Below are 19,856 nucleotides of genomic sequence, written 5' to 3'. Positions count from 1 at the left end.
TCACATCTTTCGCAAATAATTCAATTGAAACGCAGCTACCATCATAATTGAAAATACACCAAGTCCTGTAACGAGAATTGAGAACATCGCGGTGCTCGTGAACAGCGAAACAAGGAGTGTTGAAATAACAACAGCAACCGATTGCAAAGACTCCCTAATTGAAAACAGGCTTATCGATTCAGATTCGTCTCTCGCCAAATCCTGCAGCGATGTTATGAGAAGCACATCTTGAATGGCGTTTCCGGCACCGACGATAAAAAGGAAAATAAACGATATCCCAGACGCATAACGATAGCCAAACGCCAGATACGCACCGAGCGCAAGATACGTCACAAAACAATATGATTTAACGCAATCGGAACCACTAATTAAACGACCATATATTGTATTTCCGAACAACAGTCCGATTGTAAGACTACTCTGAAGGAATCCATATTGTATCGATGACGAGTCAAATTGCAATTGCGCTATAGCTGGCAAAAGAGAATTCAGAGAGCCGAATGCCACGCCACTAGAAATATCGATTAATAGGAAACCAATTGCCAAGTGCTTCGCGCTAAGATCACTAAATGCAGTCCTGTTTTTTTCATTTTTGCTTATCCCCTCTTTATCATTAACCTCGATAACCGACGGAACATCTCGCAGCAACCAGAACGACGCGGCAAAAGAAAGCGCGTCTAATGCAAGAACAGCCTCCGCCCCAAATTGAGCGACAACAAAACCGCCGGCAACTGGCCCCAGAACCATCATCAAATTCTGCAGAAACCCAAACGAATTATTAATTACGTCGCGATTGATACTATTCGTATTGGCTCTTAACAACGAGTAAAAGCAGGGCATTTCAACCGTTCGGCAAAGCGATACCGCGCACGTAATAGCAAACATACTCCATTTACTATCAACAAAAATATAGCAAACGAATAATCCCGCGCGAATTAAGTCTGCCAATCTCATGGCCTGCAGTGTCCCGATACCCATCTTCTGAGGCAGCTGCACGAGCGAAACTGAAAACAGAGAGGGGGCAAATCTGCAGCAGACCATCAAAGCAGTTGCAGAAACATCGTGAGTTACCTCGTAAATCAGCATTGGCAAAGCAATATTCGCACACCAATTGCCTATTTCGCTTATCCCTCTAGCAATATATAGGACCCGAACCGGATGGCTAGCTCTCAATACCGTGAACATCACGATTAACCTCGTATTTCAGGCCTCGTTCATCCCTTAATAGGAATCCATAATCAACCAAGTACCGCCTCAACACGGCATAATCAGGATAGAGCTGTGACAGCACACGATTAACCTGAAGCTCCGTATAACTTGTATTTAATTCAAAGAAAGAGACGGCCCATAGCAGCATGATTCTTTTATAGCTTTCCTTTTTTGGAATTGAAACCAGCTCGCCATTCTTGAGAAATCGTTTTTTAAAGTCTATTAGCTCATCCATTCACATCCTCCATTTCATACGCATCTAATACTAAAAATGCATACGCTTTAGGTCATCGCATTCGGCTTCTTTATTCGAACTAAACTCGAACTAATCTAAATGATTTGCTCAAACACTCTTCGAAAGCTCGTTTTTCACTCTGAGTAAAATGCCCTTCCCAGTCAGTCCACGAACAGGAAGGCAACTCACAGCGAGCGGAGTCGAAGCCCTCTGCCGTCGGTCGTTCAAAATGCACGACAACCTTTTCGATATCCTCATCTGCAATCAGGTCAGAATGAACGACCTCGGTACCGTCTTCGAATGTCATATACGGGTACATCACGTAAACCACCTCGCAATCGTAAATCCAGTTTAGCATCAAGCTATTGCACCAAAGACAGCAAGCCCCCCTTGATGAGTTGATGGTATCTGTTAAATGTCACGTACGATTCACATCTGGTGGGTACCCTGATGGCTACACGAAACGAAGCAGATTTACACCGGGAGGACCCCGTATGACAACCAAGTACACCGACGCGCCGCGCACGCGCGTCATGACGCCGGCATCGCTCAACAACGGCGTGCACGAGAACCATTCCATCGGACAGACCATGGCCATCGCGCCCAAAAAGGGCCTGTTTGACGACATTTCCATTCCCCAAATCATCGCCGGCGCCGCAGCTGCCGCCACGAGCGTCGCGCTTGCCTCCAAGATCGGTATCGCCGGATCGGTGATCGGTGCCGCCGTGAGCTCGGTCATCACCGTTGTGTCCTCGCAGGTCTACCGCCACTTTATCTCTGCCAGCGCCGAAGCCCTCAAAGGTACGCACGCCACCGTCGACTACCCCGCCGGCGCCTATGAACCCGTTGAATTAAATGCCGAGGAGCACTTAGGCGGCGCCGCGACTACCCAGGAGATGCGCCAGATTGCAGGGCGCGCGACCACGGCGCGCGTCGCCCCCGACAGCCTGCGCGCCAAGGCGGCGGCAGAGCGCAGCCAGACGCAAAAGAAGGTCATCATCTTCTCGATCGCCATCGCCATCGTCGCGGTTATCGCCTGCACCGCTGCCATCCTTATCACCACCGCCGGTGAGGGTCTGGGCGAGCGTCCCGAGCCGATTCTGTCGTCACGCACGACCGAGCACGACGCGGACAGCACTGGTCAATCGCAAAGCCAGCAGGACGACTCGCAGGGCACCTCCGCATCCACCGACTCGTCCTCGAACACCCCCGATCAGTCGCAGGGCGCCGATTCTTCTGTGAACAACAACGGTACGCAATCCGGCACAACCGACTCAAGCCAAACGACTGACGGCTCTCAACCGAGCACGGGCGACCAGACGAGCGACACCACGTCGGGAACGGGCTCAGCAGACAGCAGCAACACCAGCAACTCGAACAGCTCGAGTGGAACCGCGTCCGGCACGGCATCTGACAGCTCGAGCCAAGGCACGGCATCGGGCAACTAAGCACGTTTGCCCCTCATAGATAATCGACCTGTATAACGGGCGCGAACCGGCAACGGTCGCGCCCGTTTGCCTTGGGCGCCGAGGTAGCAAGCCCCGCGCGATGGTAAGATGCTTTGGTGTGTAAAGAGGAGATTTGCCATGAGCAAGACAATAGTTAAGCCCACGCTATCGCTGGGCAACCACATCTATCTGTATCGTCTGCTGCGTGATGCGATTGGGTGCGGCAAGCAAACGTTTATGACGCAGGTCGAGGAGGCGCTCGCTGCTGGTGACATGGCCGCTTATGACCTGGGCTTCGAGTCCACGCGCGAGCTGCTCGAGGAGCTCGACGACTGCATAAGGCTGACCGTCTTTAAGGGCGGTCGCCTGTATGCCACGCTCATCGCCAACGAGGCCTGGGATGCCGCCCTTGCCAAGGGCGAGGACAAGCCCAAGGCTGCCAAGGGTGCCAAGCAGTCCTACAAAAAGAAAAAGCGCGGCGAGAAGGACCTCAAGGCCGTGCGCCCCAAGCACGTTAAGCGCGCCGAGCCCGAGCCCGTGGCCGAAGTCGCTCCGGAGCCCGAGCCCGAGGCAGAGATCGAAGTCGCTATTGAGGTAACGGCAGAAGCCGACACCGAAATCACCGCCACGACCGATCCCGAAGTCATATCCGAGCAGGAAGCCACTGCGGAGCTCAACGAAGCTCCCAAGTCGACAACCGAAGAAGCCGCTGACCAGCCCGAAACGCCTGCGTTCCAAAACAGCGATGTCTTTGGCGACGAGACCGAGGACGATCAGCCCGACGAGCCCGACGATCAAGGCGCTACCGAGTCGGCGCCGGAGCCCGAGACGCCGCAGCCCGCCATCTCGCTCACGGTCGTCTATGACCCCGAGAACGCAAACGCCGGCATCACCACCATGGCATCCACGCCCATCGAGGCAAAGTCGAGCGTCGAGAACGAGAACGCGACGCAGGTTGAGGTTGAAACCGCAGTTGCAGACGCGCCCGTCACCGTGAAGCCCGCAGATTCCACAACCAAGCCGAAGACGACGCCGGAGCCCGCAGATTCCACGATCAAGCCGGAAGCGACGCCGGAGCCCGCACCCGTCATCGAATCCGTGCCCGCCGCTGTTTGCGACCAAATTCCCGCACCGGCACCGTCTCCGGCCCCCGCTGCAGCACCGGCCCCCGCACCCGCAGCACCGACCATCCCCAAGGACTTCCCCATCGATTTCGCAACCGAGGTCTTCTGCCCCGGCCCGCTTCTGCACGAGCTATCGACCTATCTCCCCTACGGCGCCGACACGCTCGGTATCGTCGGCGAGTACTACTGGATCGCCCGCGAGCGCGGTACCATCGAGGCCGCGCGAAACCGCGCAAGCTTCCCCCTGCACTACACGCAGGCCGGCGAGCGCCACGAAGTCACCGTGCGCATCCGCCGCAACACCACCGGCGGCCTCGGAGCCACCTGGGTCATCGACAAGGTCGAAGCCCCGGTCGAGTAAAAAAGGCCTCGGATAGCCAATTGACCATCCGAGGCCTTTTGAATTCAGGCCTTTTAGTTGTCATCGGTGCATATAGACACCAGAGAAGCAAGCTCATCCTCAAGTTGCGGAGCAAAGTATCTAAAAGAAACCTGCGCTCCAGTCGGTATCGACTCAATCATATTCGCAGCATTATCTGAGACTCGGTACGGTGCAGTTTCACCTGTCTTTAAATCCTCTATTGAGCAGACAGCGTCTTCAGCATCAACCGACCTAAGCACGCCTTTTCCTTGTAACATCACATCGGCATGCCCGCCAGCTATTTCTAATGAACCTGAGTCTGTCGCAGTCACTTCTCCGGAACCTCCGCGCGATATCTCTTCCTTTGTTGAACAGCCCACCAATGAAGCCATCAGCACCAAAGACAGGGCTAGACGAATCGCCCTACTTCGAAAAAGTCGTTCCATAAGTCCACGCATAATAGCTCTGATCATACTTCAGGAAGGATAAAGATGAATTCCAGCCGTCCGCTATGCCAATCATCTGCCTTGTCTCTCCAGTTTTCTTACCAGTAAGTGTGGCGTAAGCCTCCGCTGTTACAGAATGGGCTGATCCGTTGTACAAACTCGCATGTAAAACATTCGGTCTATTAGAGTTAATCTCATTTTGAATGCTCGCGATAGCCGGAGAGGAGACAGTGCGGGCGATAAGAGTACTTCCTCTGCTTGCGCAGTAATTTGTAAACCCCGTTGCACAGGTTGATATCGGCGTTCCACCCAAAACAACGCCGGGAACAGTCTGTTCTTCATCGGAAAGAGCATGGGTATTGGTGTAACTCCATATCTGCATATATTGCGAAGGGTCGCTATATAAATTGGCAATGCCATACAGTTCCGCAACGTTCGAAAAAGCTGTCACCATACAAGCATAGTGGGCGGTAAGCCTCTTAATCTCGCTTTCATCATATGACATAAACTGAGAAATGGAACGAAATCCAGATACTGTGTAATCCTGCATTTGAGTTGCGTAAATTACAACATCGTTCCAGCTTGAAGGTTTATTCGATAAAACGACAGGCCGTCCTTCTATGGAAACAGCCGGGATTGTTCTTCCGCAATTTGTTGTTATTGAACCGTCCAAAGATTGCACGCCGAATTCGAATGGATTGATCATTACGACTGGGTTATTGAAAGAATAAGACTCGACACCAAGATCTCCTCCCCGATCCATAGGGCTGACTAAGCCGTCTCCAAAACGATATCCCGTAAGTATTTCATCATCTGAAGCATCTAAAACCAAATAGCCCGCGGCTCTATTGGATGTCACAACCGGAACAATGTAACCAAGCGGGGACCCATCAACATCTACAAAAGGAATAGGGTCAGAAGGCGTATACGAATAGCCGAGGAGTCCCTTTATATATTTATCGGCAAGCTCTTGCGCAATTTCAGAAGTAAATTGTATCTGCTCACCATCAATATTGCCCGTCGAAGCAAAAACCTCTTTCGGACGTGCGGCTAAGGCGACAATTGAAGACGCGACAAGTTGCAGAAAACGACGACGCGAAAGCATATGTTCTTCTTTCTAGAGAAGCGACTTATAAGGTACTCCTATTCTATAATCTTTTTTGTAACGTTACAGCACTGGTTATATTTCAATTCGATTTGCTTATGTCCTTGCAACCCAATGCGTCTTTACGTTTTAAACGGAATTAGAAAATCGCTCATAGCAAAAACGGGCTTTAATCCCAAAGAGATAACTTTGATTATGAATCAAACCAGCAGCCAGGGCATAGCTGCAGTGCAATTGCTACAAGAAAGGCCGCCCTTGGTGGCGGCCTTTCTACTTGCTACTAGTCGCGCGTCAGCTTACGGTGAATACGATGCGGCTGGGCCGCGTCCTCGCCCAGGCGCTCGATGCGGTTGGCCTGATAGGCCTCGAAATTACCCTCGAACCAATACCAGTTGCCCGGATTCTCGTCGGTGCCCTCCCACGCCAGAATGTGCGTGGCGACGCGGTCCAGGAACATACGGTCGTGGCTAATGACCACCGAGCAGCCCGGGAACTCGAGCAGCGCCGCCTCGAGCGAGGACAGCGTCTCGACGTCGAGGTCGTTCGTGGGCTCGTCGAGGAGCAGCAGGTTGCCGCCCTGCTTGAGCGTGAGTGCCAGGTTCAGACGGTTGCGCTCGCCACCGGAGAGTACGCCAGCGCGCTTCTGCTGGTCCTGGCCCTTAAAGCCAAAGCTCGCCACATAGGCGCGGCTCGGGACCTCGGTCTCGCCGACCATCATGTGGTCCAGGCCGTCCGAGACGACCTCCCACAGGTTCTTGTCGGGGTCGATGCCGGAGCGGTTCTGATCAACGTAGCTAATCTTGACGGTCTCGCCCACCTCGAGCTCGCCCGAAGTCAGCGGCTCCAGACCCACAATCGTCTTGAACAGCGTGGTCTTACCGACACCGTTGGGGCCGATCACGCCCACGATGCCGTTGCGCGGCAGGGTGAACGAAAGGTCATCGATGAGCACGCGACCGTCGAACTCCTTGTGCAGGTGATGGGCCTCGAGCACCTTGTTGCCCAGACGCGGGCCCACAGGGATGCGGATATCGGTCCAGTCGAGCTTCTGGCTTGCGCGGGCCTCGGCCTCCATCTCCTCGTAGCGAGCCAGACGAGCCTTGTTCTTGGCCTGGCGAGCCTTGGGTGAACTGCGTACCCACTCGAGCTCGGCCTCCATGCGCTTGGCGAGCTTGGCGTCACGGTTGCCCTGCGCCTCGATACGCGCGGCCTTGGTCTCCAGATACGTGGAGTAGTTGCCCTTGTAGGGATAAAGGTGACCGCGGTCGACCTCGCAGATCCACTCGGCAACGTTATCCAGGAAGTAGCGATCGTGTGTGACGGCAAGCACCGCGCCCTGATAGTTATGCAGGAAGTGCTCGAGCCACAGGATCGACTCGGCGTCCAGGTGGTTCGTGGGCTCGTCGAGCAGCAGCAGGTCGGGAGCCTCGAGCAGCAGCTTGCACAGGGCAACACGACGGCGCTCGCCGCCGGAAAGCACGTTGACCGGCATGTCGGAATCGGGCAGCTGCAGGGCGTCCATGGCCTGGCCGAGCTTGGAATCGATATCCCAGCCGTCGGCGGCATCGATCTCGTCCTGGAGCTTGCCCATCTCGGCCATGAGGGCGTCCATGTCGCAGTCCGGGTCGCACATCTCCTCGCCGATCTTGTTGAAGCGATCGACCTTGGCGATCATGTCGCCAAACGCCATGCGCACGTTCTCGATGACGGTCTTGTCATCGTCGAGCGGCGGCTCCTGCTGCAGGATGCCCACGGTGTAGCCGGGGGTGAGCCTGGCATCGCCGTTGGAGACCTCCTCGATACCGGCCATGATCTTGAGCAGGGTCGACTTGCCCATACCGTTGGGGCCCACGACGCCGATCTTGGCACCGGGGTAGAAGCTCAGGGTCACGTCGTCAAGGATTACCTTGTCGCCATGGGCCTTGCGAGCCTGATACATCTGGTAGATAAACTCCGCCATATGTCTGTTCTATCCTTTCTACCTGCTGTTTCCCTATTCTTGATTCGCTTTAGTGGAAACGAAATGAGGAAACCAGCTCTGAAACTTAACGAAAAAGGGGCATGGTTGCCCACGCCCCTAATACTACCTGGGAAAAGTCCCCCGGAACATACTATGAACTGCGTACGCTAGTTTTCCGCAACCTTAACGAGCGGCTCGCTGCGATTTGCGCCACAACAGATACGAGTAGACGTAGACGGCTCCAACCGAACCAAACGCCAGAACCGCAATCACCGCGGCGACGACTTCACTCGAAAGCACGCTGCCTGCCACGCCCATCACAATCAGGCCAATACCCAGCACCATAAAGCAGGCGCCGCCAAAACGCTGCGTACGGCGCCAGTTCTCGGGATCGGCAAGCGCCCAAGGTGTCTTGATACCGAGCGTATAGTTCTGCTTCACACGCGGCAAGTAGTTGCCTACGCCGATGAACAGCAAACCGATAGCACCGGAAATCAGCACGTTGACCGAACCGACCGCCGGCACCACGCCCCAGACCGTAAGCTCTCCCAGCCAGCTTACGGCACACATGAACAAGGTAAAGGCGATTACGAAGCCCTGATAGAACTTGCCCGAGGTTCGATATGCCTCACCTTTGGGATCGATGTGCGGCACCACGCGGAACATTGCAAGAAGTGCCAGAGGCAGCACGCCGAGCGCGGAGGCCATCCAGCTAGGGCCCCAACCGTCGACGGCGCCGTTCGCTCCCCAGTGCGTGGGAATCTGCGCAGGCAAGCTCGGCATCACTATGAGGTGCACTACGACATTGGCGACGCACAGAGCGATCAGCGCAATCCACACACGCCGCGATACCCCCGTGGCGTGAATGCCCTTGTTTTCGTTATTCATCCTTATCACCTTCCGTGTTTGTAAAGCCCATAAACCAACCGATCAAGTCCTGCATGACGGTGGTGTTTAAGCTGTATACGATGTTTTGACCATGGCGTTCGTCGGTCACCAACCCGGCGTTTTTGAGCATCGTCAAATGATGGCTGAGCGACGGCTTGCTAATGTCAAAATGCTCGGCAAGTTCCCCGGCAGTACAATTGCCCTCGCGCAGCAGTTCCAAAATGTGCCGTCGCGTAGGATCGGCCAGCGCCTTAAAACCCTCTCCCGGCATAAGACCTCCTCTCATCATCTCTCATGACGCGCACACTATACTCGATATTTAGATGTTTGTCTAACTATCTAATCGCAATGCTTCAAACCACATCAAAGCAAACGCCATCGCAACCTATGGGCGATTACCTATAATGACGATAGCTAAAACACGATTCGCTTCCCCATCGGAGGATATTTATGACCGAAACCACAGCCGCAACTCCCATCGAGACACGCGACACCAAGCTCGAGATTATCATGGGCCGCGAGGCACTCGATAAGCTCGCCGATGCTACGGTGCTAGTGCTCGGCTGCGGAGGCGTGGGCTCCAACTGCTGCGAGGCACTCGCCCGCGGCGGCATTGGTCATTTCGTCATTCTGGATAAGGACATCATCGCGCCCAGCAATATCAATCGCCAGGCCATCGCCTTTCACAGCACCGTCGGCAAGCGCAAGGTCGACGTGATAGAGGCCATGATCCACGACATCAATCCCGCCGCCACCGTCATCAAGCGCACCGAATACTTGCTGAGCGACAACATCGATGATTTCTTCGCGAGCGTTTTGGAGCAGACGGACGGCAAGCTCGACTACGTCGTCGACGCCATCGACACCATCTCGGCCAAGCTCACCATTGCCAAATACGCTCAGGACCACGGCATTCGTTTGGTTAGCTCCATGGGCGGGGCCAACAAGCTCCATCCCGAGTGCCTCCGCTTTGCCGACATCTTCGATACGGTGCGTGACCCTATGAGCCGCATTATGCGCAAAGAATGCAAGAAACGCGGAATCAAGAGCCTGCATGTACTGTTTAGCTGTGAGGAATCGGTTAAGACACAGCCCCGCGACCCTTCCAATATCCACGAGCGTACCGAGCTCGGAACCGCCAGCTTTATGCCGCCCATCATGGGTCAGATGATTGCCGGCGAGGTTATCCGCCAGATCAGTGGTCGCGGCACCGAGCGCGTGCGCGCTGACGGTCAGCGCCTGGACTAGCGGAGCACGCCGCGATGGAGTTACAGCTTTTTGACGCACACTGCCACCTTGATTTAATGGCCTGCCCTGACGCCATTGCCAGCGAGGTCGCGGCGATGGGGCTGGGACTCTTTGATTGCGGGGTCGACCCGCGCGACTTCGCAACGGCAAACAAGTGCGCCGCGTGCCACCCAGGCATCACCGCCGGCATCGGACTCCATCCTTGGTGGCTGGCTGACGGCCGATGCGGTACCGCCGAAATCGATCTGCTTTGCAAATTTGCCGCACAGGAGCGCTATATCGGCGAAGTTGGGCTCGACTTCTCGCCGCGCTTCGCGGACACCGAGGGAATCCAAACTCAGGCATTTGATCGGCTTTGCCAGACGCTGTCGCAGTACCCGCTTCCTGGGCGCGTCCTGTCCATTCACGCCATTCGCGCGGCAGGAGCGATCTTGAACATTTTGGAGTCGCACAGCCTTCTTGAGGACACCCCCAGCTCCCCCGTTATCATCTTCCACTGGTTTAGCGGTACTTCGGACGAACTCGTCCGCGCGCGTAATGCGGGCTGTTATTTTTCCGTCAACGAACGCATGCTCGCATCTAAACGAGGACGCGAATACGCACGACAGATTCCACTCGATCGTTTACTGCTCGAGACCGATTCACCAGCCGAACCAAACACAGAAACAAGCGCACAGTCGCTCATCAGATCGCTCACAAGGACCTCGATGCGCATTGCCTCACTCAAAAACTGTGACGCAAAGCGCATCGAGTCGGCAGTTTTAGCAAATGCGCGCTCTGTTTTTGACCTTCGCTAACCCCTGTGGGCAAACATGCCAAGGGACATGCGAATCGCACAACGCAGTCCCTATTGGTAGGCAGTACAATTCGGCAGCATTACACCAATTCGTGCATGAGATCACGGTTGCGTGCATACAATTCGTCGAAGATATGACGGCGCGACACATATAACTCGTGGGCAGCCATATCGGGCGCGATTGTTTGCGCAACGCCAAGGACTCGGGCGAGCTCATCCCATGATGCATAGGCACCACCTGCGAGAGCTGCCATGATGGCATCACCGAAGCATGCGCCCACCGTAACCTTGGCAACCGAGACCTCGCGCCCGCATACGTCGGCGATAGCCTGCATCCAAACTGGATTCTTGGTTCCACCTCCGACAAGCATAATGCGCCCAATTGGCAGTCCATGCTCTCGCTCGATAATGTCGACATGGGATGCAACGGTATACGCGACGCCTTCCAAGGCGGCGCGAACCATATGGGCTCGCGTATGCCTTCCGGTCAGGCCAAAGAAGACGCCACGCGCCTCGGGATCGTTGAGCGGAGTACGCTCCCCCGCAAAGTACGGCAGACACAGGAGCCCATCGGCACCCGGCGCCACATCGGCGGCATCATGCGCCATAACCGAATAGGCATCGGGACCACCGTGGCCCTCGGCCTCTACGGCGTCGCGATACAGCTCTTGGCGCAGCCACGATGTGAGTGCGCCCGCCGTATTGGTCCCCGCGCAGATCCCGTAAGTTCCGGGAATGATAAACGTCCCCGGCCACAGGCGGGCATCATCGATCATATGATCAGCTAGGTAGATGAAATACGCCGTACTCCCCAACTGAACCATCATATCGCCGGGACGGAATACACCCGTCGAAATGGTCTCGGCACCAGAGTCGCCCGTTCCCACTAAGACAGGTGTCCCTGCCGCGAGCCCCGTCGCCTCAGCCGCACACCGCGTAATCACCCCGGCAATATCGGTAGCCGACATTACCTCCGCCATCTGGTCAGGCCGGCAGAAACGAGCACATTCCCGAGCATCAACCTTCCAGGTGTAGCGGTCGTATAGGGGAAGAAAATCCTCCGCCAAATAACGGTCCACCGTAAAACGCCCCGTCAACTTTGCGCATAGAAACGATGACGCCGTCAGGAACTTCGCGGCACGTTCGTGCACCTCGGGCATATTCTCCTTAAACCACAAGATCTTGGGAGCAATATCTGACGAACAGGGATCGTGCCCGAAAAGCTCGCGTGCGCGATCTGACCCATATTCGGAAAGAAGCTCGTCAATCTGCGGCTTCGAACGTGCATCGACTCCATACAAAATCGCGGGCGCCAGCGCGTTGCACTCGGTATCGACCGGCACACAGTCGCAACCCAATGCGGAAAGGCCCACGCATCCGATCTGTGCCGCGTTAACCCCCGATCGCGCCACCAGCTCGCGCGACAAGCGGCAAAAATCGCCCCACCAAACTGCCTCCGCATCATGCTGGTACCATCCGTCACACGGGTTGTCCGTCTCATGTCCACAAGAGGCTTGGCAAACGATGTTGCATCGATCATCGATTAAAACGCCTTTAGAGGCGCTTGTCCCAATATCAATACCCAGATAGAGCGCCATAGGTGCCTACTCCCCTCGCGCCGTACGAGCGGCAGCCATAAAACGAGCTACCCGCTCAACATCAACCGGGGCATCCAGCTTTCCGTCGCGCTTTAAGCAGGTGCCGACAAACGCGCCATCGTAGTGAGCAAATACGTCAGCCACGGTATTTTCGCGACAACCGGTGCCACATACCACGGGTACTTCGCCAACACGCTCGCGGACTTCATCGGCAAGCTCGCCCGAAGCGCCACGACCGGCAGCCGAACCGCCGATGACCATTGCATCCGGAAGGCAATTAAAGAGAAGTGAATCGGCAATGTCCGCAGTCGTGCGGTCGTTGAGATAAACCTCCCCCTCGCTCGTGATGAAGTGAAAAAGCTTGAGGTCGTCCAAGCGCAGCGCCGCCTTGCGACGCATGGTGTGAGCGAAATCTCGGTTAATCAGCCCAAGATCACCGGCCCAGGCACCGCAAAAATTGCAGCGTGTGAACTGCGCGTCGACGGCAGCGCACAGCTCGATTGTGGCATCACCATCGTAAATAGCCTCAGCTCCCCAAGGGGTCGACAGATCATGGGATAGAGCCCCGATTACATAGCCCATCGATGCAAGGGTTGAGGGAGAAACGTGCTGCTCATAGGGCATCGAGAGCTCATTGGTAATCAAAATGCCATCGACACCGCCCTGCTGCAACGCCTCGAGATCGCGCTTGGCGGCTTCCACGACCTGCGGCACGCTTCCGCCCGGGTAATACAGCGGATCGCCCGGCAGAGGACGCAGGTGCAGCATTCCGATAACCGGCTTTTCGGTCTTGAACATCGAGGTTAGAAACGACATAACGTGCTCCTTCATAGGGTTATCGCAGGGACGTTACTCCCCCAGCACCTCGACGTACACTTTTCGCTTCTGCGGACCGTCAAACTCCGCAAGATAGATGTTCTGGGCACTTCCGCACACGATGTGGCCATCTTGGACGGGAAAGAAGCAACTGTTTCCACAAATCATGCTCTTGATATGCCCACAGGAGTTGTTGCCGGTGGCTCCATAGCTCGGCAGGAAGTGTGCATGCGCATAGGGGGCATCGAGCGGGGCGATGCGATCAAGCGTCTCCATAAGATCCGTCTCCACGCAGGGCAGTCCCTCGTTTACCACGATTCCACAGGTCGTATGCGACAAAATAATTGCTGCCAAGCCATTCGTCACCGAACTGCGTTCGATGGCGGCGTGCACGTCCTCGGTAATATCGATGAACTGGTCCGGAGCAGTCGATAGATAGCTCAATGTCTCGAGCGTCACCATGTTCACTCATCCCCTTCAAGAAAACGCAGGGCATTACCCCAGTAGAGCCTTTCTCGCGCATCATCGCGCATGGACACGGTATCGAGCGCCCGCTTGAGTTTGAATGCACGGAAACGCGGCGTATTGCTGGCGAACATCACTTGATGCGATAGCGCGCGCTCATACCACAGCGGCCCCATATCGACCGTGAAAAGACGCTGCATCATCTCCTCGGGCGAATCGATGTAAGTGATAGAGGTGTCCGTGTAGCAGTTGGGATACTTGAGCAGCATCGCCACGGTCTCGCGCACCCAGGGCCAGCCAAAGTGGGTCAAACTAAAGCGCACATTTGGATGCGTTGCGATTGTGTGCTCAAATGCAAGCGGGTTACTGCGCGAGAGCTCTGCGCCAGGCTCCCAAGACATACCGGCATGGAAAACCACCGGCTTGTTATAGCGCTCGCACAGTTCGTAAAGCGGCTCGGCCACAGCATCATCGGGGGCAAAACCCTGCTTTGCAGGATGCAGGCAAAGCCCCTTTGCCCCCAACTCGGTAAAGGCGCGCTCCAGTTCGTCTGCGGCACCGCTCACCTGCGGGTCTACGCTCGCAAATCCCCACAGACGATCGGGATGCGCGGCAACCAGCATGGCAATCTGGTCATTGGTGCCAAAGTGCCCTCCGCATGCCGTGGTTACATCGAGCGGCATGAGCACGCTCTTCTGCACGTCACAGACGTCCATCTCGACTTGAAGCTCATCCCAATCCATGGGGCCCATATGCCCCATACCAAATTCTCGTGACCAAAAACCGAATCCATCAGGCTCATCACCCGGCGTACAGATCTCGCCGTAGAGCATAGGATGGACCAACATGTCGATAACCATTTCGTACTCCTTTCCAGGCATTTGACCCTAGTACGGCTCAAACGAACCAATCACTCGGGACGACAGCTCAGCGCCCGCCTTCATACACGCCGGAATATCAAGGCCATCGATCACGCCCTTGGTAAACCCGGCAATATACGAGTCGCCGGCACCCACGGTATTAACGACCTTCTCCGCCGGTACGATCCCGCACTCATAGAAGCGCTCACCGTCATAGGCAATGCTCCCCTTCTCGCCAAGCGTGGCAACCGCAACGCGCGGTCCCAATTCCTGCACGTGGCGTACCCAGTCCCGCAGCTCCGGAGTGTCCTCTTCAAACGACATGAACGCATAGTCTACGTAAGGAAAATGAGCCTCGCATGCATATTCGGGATCCTGGCTGAACACCGAGAAGTCCATAACCACCGTCTTGCCCGCATCATGCCATTCGGGCAGGAGGTCCAAACAATTGCCAAACAGGTCGGTATGAATGATGTCATGCTCTAGGATAAACGCCCGGTCGTCTTCATTCGGTCGATATGTCTCCATTACGCCATCGATTGCCTCGAGATGCACGCGATCGACGCCGTCTTTCAATGCCATGAGCATCACCGAGGTGTCGCCATCTTCCACCCGCAGATGTGAGATATCGAACCCCTCAGCGGCCAGCGCCTCTCTCATCTTGTCTCCGTACTCGTCCTTGCCGACAACCGACACGGCGGATACCGAAACGCCCATTCGTGCAAGATGGATACCCCAGTCAATGCCATTACCAGTCGGATAGAACACGCCGATGTTTTGATAGACGTCCGCGCAGCAAAAACCAGCCGCACACGCTTTAATACCCATGGTCTTCTCCAATGTTCAAAAGGGGACCCGCCACATGGCGAGCCCCCTTTTCGCGTTTCGCTTATTGTTTTGCATCGGCTGTCCAAGGCCTCATAGCCAGACCGCCGTACGCTTTCTTAAGCTATTCGACGATTGGTGCTCCGTGGCCCCAAGAACCTTCCATGCCGCACACGGTCGAGGCAAACCCGGCAGCAAAGTCGAGCGCGCGCTCGATGGCCTCGGCGCCATCCTCACCACGCTTGGCGGAATCGAGATAGCACATCAAAAACGAGGTGAGGAACGAGTCGCCCGCCCCCATGGTGTCCTTCATGTCCGTTACCGGTTTAGCCAGCTGGCGGTAATAACGCTCGCCGTCGTAAGCAATGCAGCCCTCGGCGCCCGCCGTAGCCGACACAAAACGCGGACCCAGGCCCTTCACCCATGCCAGACGCTCGCGAATCTCGTCCTCACTCGCAGCATCCGCCGCACTAAAGAAAGCGAAATCGACGTAGGGCGCAATCTGCTCGTAGTACTCGTCGGTGGAGTCGTCCGAAAAGTCAAAAGAGACCGTGACGCCCGCAGCCTTCAACTTGGGCAGCTCGCGCTCGGTAAAGCAATAGTTGCCCGAATGAACCACATCGAACTGCTTCATGTACGCAAGGTCAAAGCGATTGAGGACATAGCGCGCATCGCCACGGATACCGCCCTCGTTGGAGCCGAGGAAGACACGGTCACCGTCGACGACGGTCACGCGAGCCGCTCCGTTCTCGCCAATCATCTGCTCGCACTTGTCAAGCTCGATACCTTCATCCTCGAGGCTTGCAATGACATGCTCGGCAGCGGCGTCATTGCCAAAAATGCCCATGTATGCGGAGCGTGCGGCACCGCATTTCTTAGCATAAACAGCGAAGTTCACCGCATTGCCGCCGGGATACATGGTGTGGATATGCTCGTAGCGATCGACGACGTTGTCGCCAAATCCGAGCGCGTTAACGTTAAATGCCATGGCCTTTGTCCCTTCTAGTACTCGACAACACCCATATAGCGACGGAAATCGGGATCGTGATCAAACACCTTGCCGCGTGCAGCACGCAGCTCGCAGTTCATGGCGTAGAACAGCACCGGGTCCAGATAGGCACGGACGCTCGCCGGCACGGCTTCCATACCGTACTCCTTGGCATCGAGCACCATCAGCGTATCGGTATGCGTCTTAAGGAACGCCAGGGCGCGCTCGTCCATGGCACGGCACTCGCTGGAGCCCATCTGCAGGAAGTAAAAAACGCCATCCTGAGTAGCCTCGAAGGGGCCATGGAAGTACTCGGCAGAGTGGATGTAGCTGCAGTGCTGCCACTGCATCTCCATAAGAGAGCAGATAGCGAAACCGTAGGTCTGGCTAAAGTTGGGACCGCTGCCCAGAATGTAGAAGAACTCGTGCTCCTGGCAAAGCTTGGCAAAACGATCGCCCAGCTCGGCATTTACCTTCTCGCGTGCCGGGGGAAGAATCTTATCCATCTCGGCGATACCGGCATACATATCGGCAAGATCGGCGTAGCCCTCCTGCTGATCGAGCAGCTCGGCCGCAAGCGACAGCGAAATGCCAGCGGGGACCTCGGCCTGCGGCACGCCCTCGCCCCACGGGTAGACCCACGTGGTCCACTTGCCGGAGTCAATCTTGGATCCAGCGTTGTCGGTCTGGGCGATCACCGTAGCGCCGGCAGCAAGGGCAATCTCGCAGCCCTCGACGACCTCGGGGGTGTTGCCACTGTGGCTACAAGCGATGACCAGGGACTTCTCGCCCAGACGACGCGGACGCATGATATCGAACTCGCGAGCCGTATAGATATACGAAGTGAAGGTGGTTGCCTCGCGCTGCAGAAGCTCATGAGCCGGGATCAAATCGATCATGGAGCCACCGCAAGCAATCCAGTAGACGCTGTCGAACTTGCCCTTCTCGGCAATTGCCTCTTTGATCAGATCGTGTGCGTTCATATCCAGTTCCTTTCTTGTTTGGCCGCAATCAATGACGTTGGCTGCGTGGCCGATAGTTGTTTTAGTCAATCAGATATTTCTCGAATGCGGCCATGTTCTTGGCATCTGCCGCCGCCGGATCATCGTAGTAACGACCGTCCGTGATTTCCTGGCCCAGCATGCCGTCGAAACCATGGGCGTTGAGCGTGGCGACGAAGGCGTCCATATCGTGCTTGCCATCGCCCCACACCAGATGGCCATACGGGTCACCGTCGATAAAGTGCATCTCGTGAATTGCCCCATCACCAAAGGCGGCAAACCAGTCCTCGAGCGTCTCGCCTGCAACGCCCATCGCGGTTGTATCAACCATGGGCTGTAAGTACGGGCTCGCGACCTCGTCAATCATGCGCTTCGCATCGGAAACCGTCGTCACAAGGTTGCTCTCCTCGGGACGCAGGCTTTCCATCGTAAGCACCAGACCGTGCTCGCCGGCATGCTCCGCCAGAATGGACAAGTGCTCGCGGCTGCGCTTCCAGGCTTCCTCGCGGTCCTCGTCCCAGTCGCCCCAGCCCGAGTTGATGGACATGCGGTCGCACCCAAGTACCTCGGCAAGCTCAATGCCGTGCTTAAAGTACGCCAAGCTGCGCTGTTCATGCAGCGGTTTGCGTGCGCAGTACTGCCAAGGATAGACAACATTCTCGGGACACAGAGTACGATACCTAAGCCCACGGTCTGCAGCCTTTTTCGCCAGGACCTCAGCTTCAAAGTAGCCCGTGTGGTCGAGCGTCACATGCGGCTCCGCACACCACAGCTCAATGGACTCAAAGCCCAAACGCTGCTGCACATCAAGGAAGTAATCGAGCGACCACATGATGTAGTGGATATTCATGCCCGCAATCTGTTCGCGGTGCAGCGTCGGTTTGGATTCAGACATCTTATGCCTCCTTATTTCGATCGAACACGATTTGTCCGTCCGACATCGTCATGTCAACCGCAAGATCGCGTGCGTCGCGATAATCGAGGTCGAACACATCCCGATCGAGCACGCAAATATCGGCAAGCTTGCCAACCTCGAGCGTACCCAGCTCGTCTTCGCGCATCAGGTCGTACGCGCCCCCGGCAGTCCAAGCGCGCAAGAGCTCGACAAGCGTCAGCGTGTTGACCTCATTCACGGGCAGTCCGTCGGCGAAGAGTCCGCCGCACGCGCTGTAGATTGACTCGCCCAGGCTCGGAATAAGCAGCGGCAGATCCGTGCCGCAGCACACTGTGCATCCGGAATCTTCCATGCCGCGGCGATTCCAGCTGTGCAAAAGTCGCGTCTCGCCAATTTGTCGACGCATCATCGACAGGCAATCCTCGCGCCGGTCCAGCGTCAGAATCTGCGGATAGACCTCGCAAATTCCACCTAACTTGCCAAACTCGACAAGATCGGTCGGGTCAGAGTTCTCGAGATCGGTAATCGCATGGCGGCGAAGCATCCGTCCATGCTCGTCTCGAGGCAGCGAGGCATAGAGCGCCACGGTGCGACGAACGGCGCCATCGCCCTGGCAATGCAAGGAATATCGGAAGCCGTCAGCATCAATTGCACGCAGCTCGTTCTCAATCAGATCCCACTCTGGCTCCTCGACGACCGTCTTGCCGGCAGCGCCCGCATCGGCCGAGTCCTCATAGGGGTCTATCATCTCGGCAAGCCCCGCCCATACGCCGCGATCGGTCATACGGTTGAAGCCAGAAAAACGAACGAACGGTCCCCGGAAGCGCTCTCGCGCCTCGCGGGCATATGCCAGATTTGCACCGGCGCCCACCGGCTGCGACATCATAGAGACGCGAACCGTCAGCTCACCAGATTCCTCACGGCGAGCCATTTCGTCGGCAAAGCCGTAGTAGTCATCAAACGCCATTTCCTTGATGGCGGTAACGCCGCGCTCGTTAAGCATGCTCATGTAGTCCGAATACCCGGCACGCACCTCGGGCAGCGCGAGGAAATCGCTCATCATGCGCCAGATCTTCTCGGCATAGCACGCCTGGGGTGTAAAGCCGTATCGCGCACTGGCGGCAGCATTGAGAACGCAGGTCTCCGCACCCGATGTAAAGCAGACGACGGGGATATCGCCAAAACAATCGTCAAACACAGCTGCTGTATTTGCGTTCTCGGCATCCGATGCCAACGTTTCGGGTAGGTTGTGGCCAAAAGCCGCCGCGCAATCCGGATGATCTTCTTTCCATGCACGCAAGAGCGACACGGCCTCTTTGGCATCAGCGATGCCGGACAGATCAGACCCCAACGTCCGCAGCGCCCAGCCTGTATAGAAGGTATGTACATCGATCAGGCCAGGCATGACGGTGCGGTCGCCCAGGTCAACTACCTCGTCCGCCTGGGTCAAATACGAAGCTACCTCACACTTGGTGCCAACAGCCTCAATTCGATTGCCACGGACCGCTACGAAACCTTCAAACGGCAGGTCCCCCGTACCGGTAAAGACGCTCTTAGACGTCAGGACCGTCAAACGATCAGACATCAC

Annotated in this window: 20 protein-coding genes; 4 read left to right on the top strand and 16 right to left on the bottom strand. The window is 56.2% G+C overall.

What is annotated here, in order from left to right:
* Window positions 1-1,185: an MFS transporter gene (locus ABHR63_RS04910; RefSeq protein ID WP_346965890.1), complete on the bottom strand. Its 1,185-nt coding sequence runs from the start codon at window positions 1,183-1,185 to the stop codon at window positions 1-3.
* Window positions 1,163-1,444 (bottom strand): DUF2087 domain-containing protein, encoded by a 282-nt coding sequence (locus tag ABHR63_RS04905; RefSeq protein ID WP_055251466.1) that lies wholly within the window; start codon window positions 1,442-1,444, stop codon window positions 1,163-1,165. The genes ABHR63_RS04910 and ABHR63_RS04905 overlap by 23 nt, the downstream gene beginning before the upstream one ends.
* A gap of 494 nt (window positions 1,445-1,938) precedes the next feature.
* On the opposite strand from ABHR63_RS04905, the gene ABHR63_RS04900 reads away from it, so the two are divergent.
* Both ABHR63_RS04900 and ABHR63_RS04895 read left to right on the top strand, forming a co-directional pair.
* Window positions 1,939-2,892 (top strand): hypothetical protein, encoded by a 954-nt coding sequence (locus ABHR63_RS04900; protein WP_161144876.1) that lies wholly within the window; start codon window positions 1,939-1,941, stop codon window positions 2,890-2,892.
* Window positions 2,893-3,030: 138 nt separating this feature from the next.
* A complete protein-coding gene (locus tag ABHR63_RS04895; protein WP_161144875.1) occupies window positions 3,031-4,377 on the top strand; it encodes a hypothetical protein in 1,347 nt (448 codons plus the stop codon).
* A gap of 53 nt (window positions 4,378-4,430) precedes the next feature.
* On the opposite strand, the gene ABHR63_RS04890 is transcribed toward ABHR63_RS04895, so the two are convergent.
* The 5 genes from ABHR63_RS04890 to ABHR63_RS04870 form a co-directional block, all read right to left on the bottom strand.
* Complete coding sequence (locus ABHR63_RS04890) at window positions 4,431-4,769, bottom strand: hypothetical protein (protein WP_195245735.1); 339 nt, start codon at window positions 4,767-4,769, stop codon at window positions 4,431-4,433.
* A gap of 31 nt (window positions 4,770-4,800) precedes the next feature.
* Window positions 4,801-5,928, bottom strand: coding sequence for a hypothetical protein (locus tag ABHR63_RS04885; protein ID WP_161144873.1), 1,128 nt, complete (start codon window positions 5,926-5,928; stop codon window positions 4,801-4,803).
* A 280-nt stretch (window positions 5,929-6,208) separates the two neighbouring features.
* Window positions 6,209-7,888 (bottom strand): energy-dependent translational throttle protein EttA, encoded by a 1,680-nt coding sequence (gene ettA, locus ABHR63_RS04880; RefSeq protein WP_055251458.1) that lies wholly within the window; start codon window positions 7,886-7,888, stop codon window positions 6,209-6,211.
* A 183-nt stretch (window positions 7,889-8,071) separates the two neighbouring features.
* Window positions 8,072-8,776: an SdpI family protein gene (locus ABHR63_RS04875; RefSeq protein ID WP_270226768.1), complete on the bottom strand. Its 705-nt coding sequence runs from the start codon at window positions 8,774-8,776 to the stop codon at window positions 8,072-8,074.
* Window positions 8,769-9,047, bottom strand: a complete 279-nt coding sequence (locus tag ABHR63_RS04870) for an autorepressor SdpR family transcription factor (RefSeq protein ID WP_346965889.1) — start codon at window positions 9,045-9,047, stop codon at window positions 8,769-8,771. The genes ABHR63_RS04875 and ABHR63_RS04870 overlap by 8 nt, the downstream gene beginning before the upstream one ends.
* Before the next feature lie 179 nt (window positions 9,048-9,226).
* Between ABHR63_RS04870 and ABHR63_RS04865 the strand changes: the two genes are divergently transcribed.
* Together ABHR63_RS04865 and ABHR63_RS04860 are read left to right on the top strand one after the other, a co-directional pair.
* Window positions 9,227-10,024 carry a tRNA threonylcarbamoyladenosine dehydratase gene (locus tag ABHR63_RS04865; RefSeq protein ID WP_346965888.1) on the top strand — a complete coding sequence of 266 codons (798 nt, stop codon included), beginning with the start codon at window positions 9,227-9,229 and terminating at the stop codon, window positions 10,022-10,024.
* A gap of 14 nt (window positions 10,025-10,038) precedes the next feature.
* Complete coding sequence (locus ABHR63_RS04860; protein WP_346965887.1) at window positions 10,039-10,821, top strand: TatD family hydrolase; 783 nt, start codon at window positions 10,039-10,041, stop codon at window positions 10,819-10,821.
* 79 nt (window positions 10,822-10,900) lie between these two features.
* Here the strand turns inward: ABHR63_RS04860 and ABHR63_RS04855 are convergent, their stop codons facing one another.
* The 9 genes from ABHR63_RS04855 to ABHR63_RS04815 form a co-directional block, all read right to left on the bottom strand.
* Window positions 10,901-12,418: an FGGY-family carbohydrate kinase gene (locus ABHR63_RS04855; RefSeq protein ID WP_346965886.1), complete on the bottom strand. Its 1,518-nt coding sequence runs from the start codon at window positions 12,416-12,418 to the stop codon at window positions 10,901-10,903.
* A gap of 6 nt (window positions 12,419-12,424) precedes the next feature.
* Complete coding sequence (locus tag ABHR63_RS04850) at window positions 12,425-13,234, bottom strand: BtpA/SgcQ family protein (protein ID WP_346965885.1); 810 nt, start codon at window positions 13,232-13,234, stop codon at window positions 12,425-12,427.
* 33 nt (window positions 13,235-13,267) lie between these two features.
* Window positions 13,268-13,696 (bottom strand): secondary thiamine-phosphate synthase enzyme YjbQ, encoded by a 429-nt coding sequence (locus ABHR63_RS04845; RefSeq protein ID WP_006234356.1) that lies wholly within the window; start codon window positions 13,694-13,696, stop codon window positions 13,268-13,270.
* Window positions 13,697-13,698: 2 nt separating this feature from the next.
* Window positions 13,699-14,559, bottom strand: coding sequence for an amidohydrolase family protein (locus ABHR63_RS04840; RefSeq protein WP_346965884.1), 861 nt, complete (start codon window positions 14,557-14,559; stop codon window positions 13,699-13,701).
* Between the two features lie 27 nt (window positions 14,560-14,586).
* Window positions 14,587-15,387 (bottom strand): fructoselysine 6-kinase, encoded by an 801-nt coding sequence (gene frlD, locus ABHR63_RS04835; protein ID WP_195239143.1) that lies wholly within the window; start codon window positions 15,385-15,387, stop codon window positions 14,587-14,589.
* A 121-nt stretch (window positions 15,388-15,508) separates the two neighbouring features.
* Window positions 15,509-16,372, bottom strand: coding sequence for a PfkB family carbohydrate kinase (locus ABHR63_RS04830; protein WP_346965883.1), 864 nt, complete (start codon window positions 16,370-16,372; stop codon window positions 15,509-15,511).
* Between the two features lie 14 nt (window positions 16,373-16,386).
* Entirely contained in the window at window positions 16,387-17,355 is a 969-nt protein-coding gene (locus ABHR63_RS04825; RefSeq protein WP_022094440.1) for an SIS domain-containing protein, read from the bottom strand.
* A 61-nt stretch (window positions 17,356-17,416) separates the two neighbouring features.
* A complete protein-coding gene (locus ABHR63_RS04820) occupies window positions 17,417-18,268 on the bottom strand; it encodes a sugar phosphate isomerase/epimerase family protein (protein WP_346965882.1) in 852 nt (283 codons plus the stop codon).
* Between the two features lies 1 nt (window position 18,269).
* Window positions 18,270-19,853: an amidohydrolase gene (locus ABHR63_RS04815; protein WP_346965881.1), complete on the bottom strand. Its 1,584-nt coding sequence runs from the start codon at window positions 19,851-19,853 to the stop codon at window positions 18,270-18,272.
* Window positions 19,854-19,856 lie beyond the last annotated feature (3 nt).

The organism is Collinsella aerofaciens, from assembly GCF_039752775.1.
Taxonomy (GTDB): Bacteria; Actinomycetota; Coriobacteriia; order Coriobacteriales; family Coriobacteriaceae; genus Collinsella; species Collinsella aerofaciens_R.
This window is presented reverse-complemented; position numbering and strand designations above follow the sequence as displayed.

Coding starts and splice junctions, on each gene's coding strand:
- ABHR63_RS04825 (WP_022094440.1), bottom strand. CDS start 17,355: ATGAACGCACACGATCTGATCAAAGAGGCAATTGCCGAGAAGGGCAAG.
- ABHR63_RS04890 (WP_195245735.1), bottom strand. CDS start 4,769: ATGGCTTCATTGGTGGGCTGTTCAACAAAGGAAGAGATATCGCGCGGA.
- ABHR63_RS04820 (WP_346965882.1), bottom strand. CDS start 18,268: ATGTCTGAATCCAAACCGACGCTGCACCGCGAACAGATTGCGGGCATG.
- ABHR63_RS04840 (WP_346965884.1), bottom strand. CDS start 14,559: ATGGTTATCGACATGTTGGTCCATCCTATGCTCTACGGCGAGATCTGT.
- ABHR63_RS04815 (WP_346965881.1), bottom strand. CDS start 19,853: ATGTCTGATCGTTTGACGGTCCTGACGTCTAAGAGCGTCTTTACCGGT.
- ABHR63_RS04845 (WP_006234356.1), bottom strand. CDS start 13,696: ATGGTGACGCTCGAGACATTGAGCTATCTATCGACTGCTCCGGACCAG.
- ABHR63_RS04875 (WP_270226768.1), bottom strand. CDS start 8,776: ATGAATAACGAAAACAAGGGCATTCACGCCACGGGGGTATCGCGGCGT.
- ABHR63_RS04900 (WP_161144876.1), top strand. CDS start 1,939: ATGACAACCAAGTACACCGACGCGCCGCGCACGCGCGTCATGACGCCG.
- ABHR63_RS04905 (WP_055251466.1), bottom strand. CDS start 1,444: ATGGATGAGCTAATAGACTTTAAAAAACGATTTCTCAAGAATGGCGAG.
- ABHR63_RS04870 (WP_346965889.1), bottom strand. CDS start 9,047: ATGCCGGGAGAGGGTTTTAAGGCGCTGGCCGATCCTACGCGACGGCAC.
- ABHR63_RS04850 (WP_346965885.1), bottom strand. CDS start 13,234: ATGTCGTTTCTAACCTCGATGTTCAAGACCGAAAAGCCGGTTATCGGA.
- frlD (WP_195239143.1), bottom strand. CDS start 15,387: ATGGGTATTAAAGCGTGTGCGGCTGGTTTTTGCTGCGCGGACGTCTAT.
- ettA (WP_055251458.1), bottom strand. CDS start 7,888: ATGGCGGAGTTTATCTACCAGATGTATCAGGCTCGCAAGGCCCATGGC.
- ABHR63_RS04885 (WP_161144873.1), bottom strand. CDS start 5,928: ATGCTTTCGCGTCGTCGTTTTCTGCAACTTGTCGCGTCTTCAATTGTC.
- ABHR63_RS04830 (WP_346965883.1), bottom strand. CDS start 16,372: ATGGCATTTAACGTTAACGCGCTCGGATTTGGCGACAACGTCGTCGAT.
- ABHR63_RS04865 (WP_346965888.1), top strand. CDS start 9,227: ATGACCGAAACCACAGCCGCAACTCCCATCGAGACACGCGACACCAAG.
- ABHR63_RS04860 (WP_346965887.1), top strand. CDS start 10,039: ATGGAGTTACAGCTTTTTGACGCACACTGCCACCTTGATTTAATGGCC.
- ABHR63_RS04855 (WP_346965886.1), bottom strand. CDS start 12,418: ATGGCGCTCTATCTGGGTATTGATATTGGGACAAGCGCCTCTAAAGGC.
- ABHR63_RS04910 (WP_346965890.1), bottom strand. CDS start 1,185: ATGTTCACGGTATTGAGAGCTAGCCATCCGGTTCGGGTCCTATATATT.
- ABHR63_RS04895 (WP_161144875.1), top strand. CDS start 3,031: ATGAGCAAGACAATAGTTAAGCCCACGCTATCGCTGGGCAACCACATC.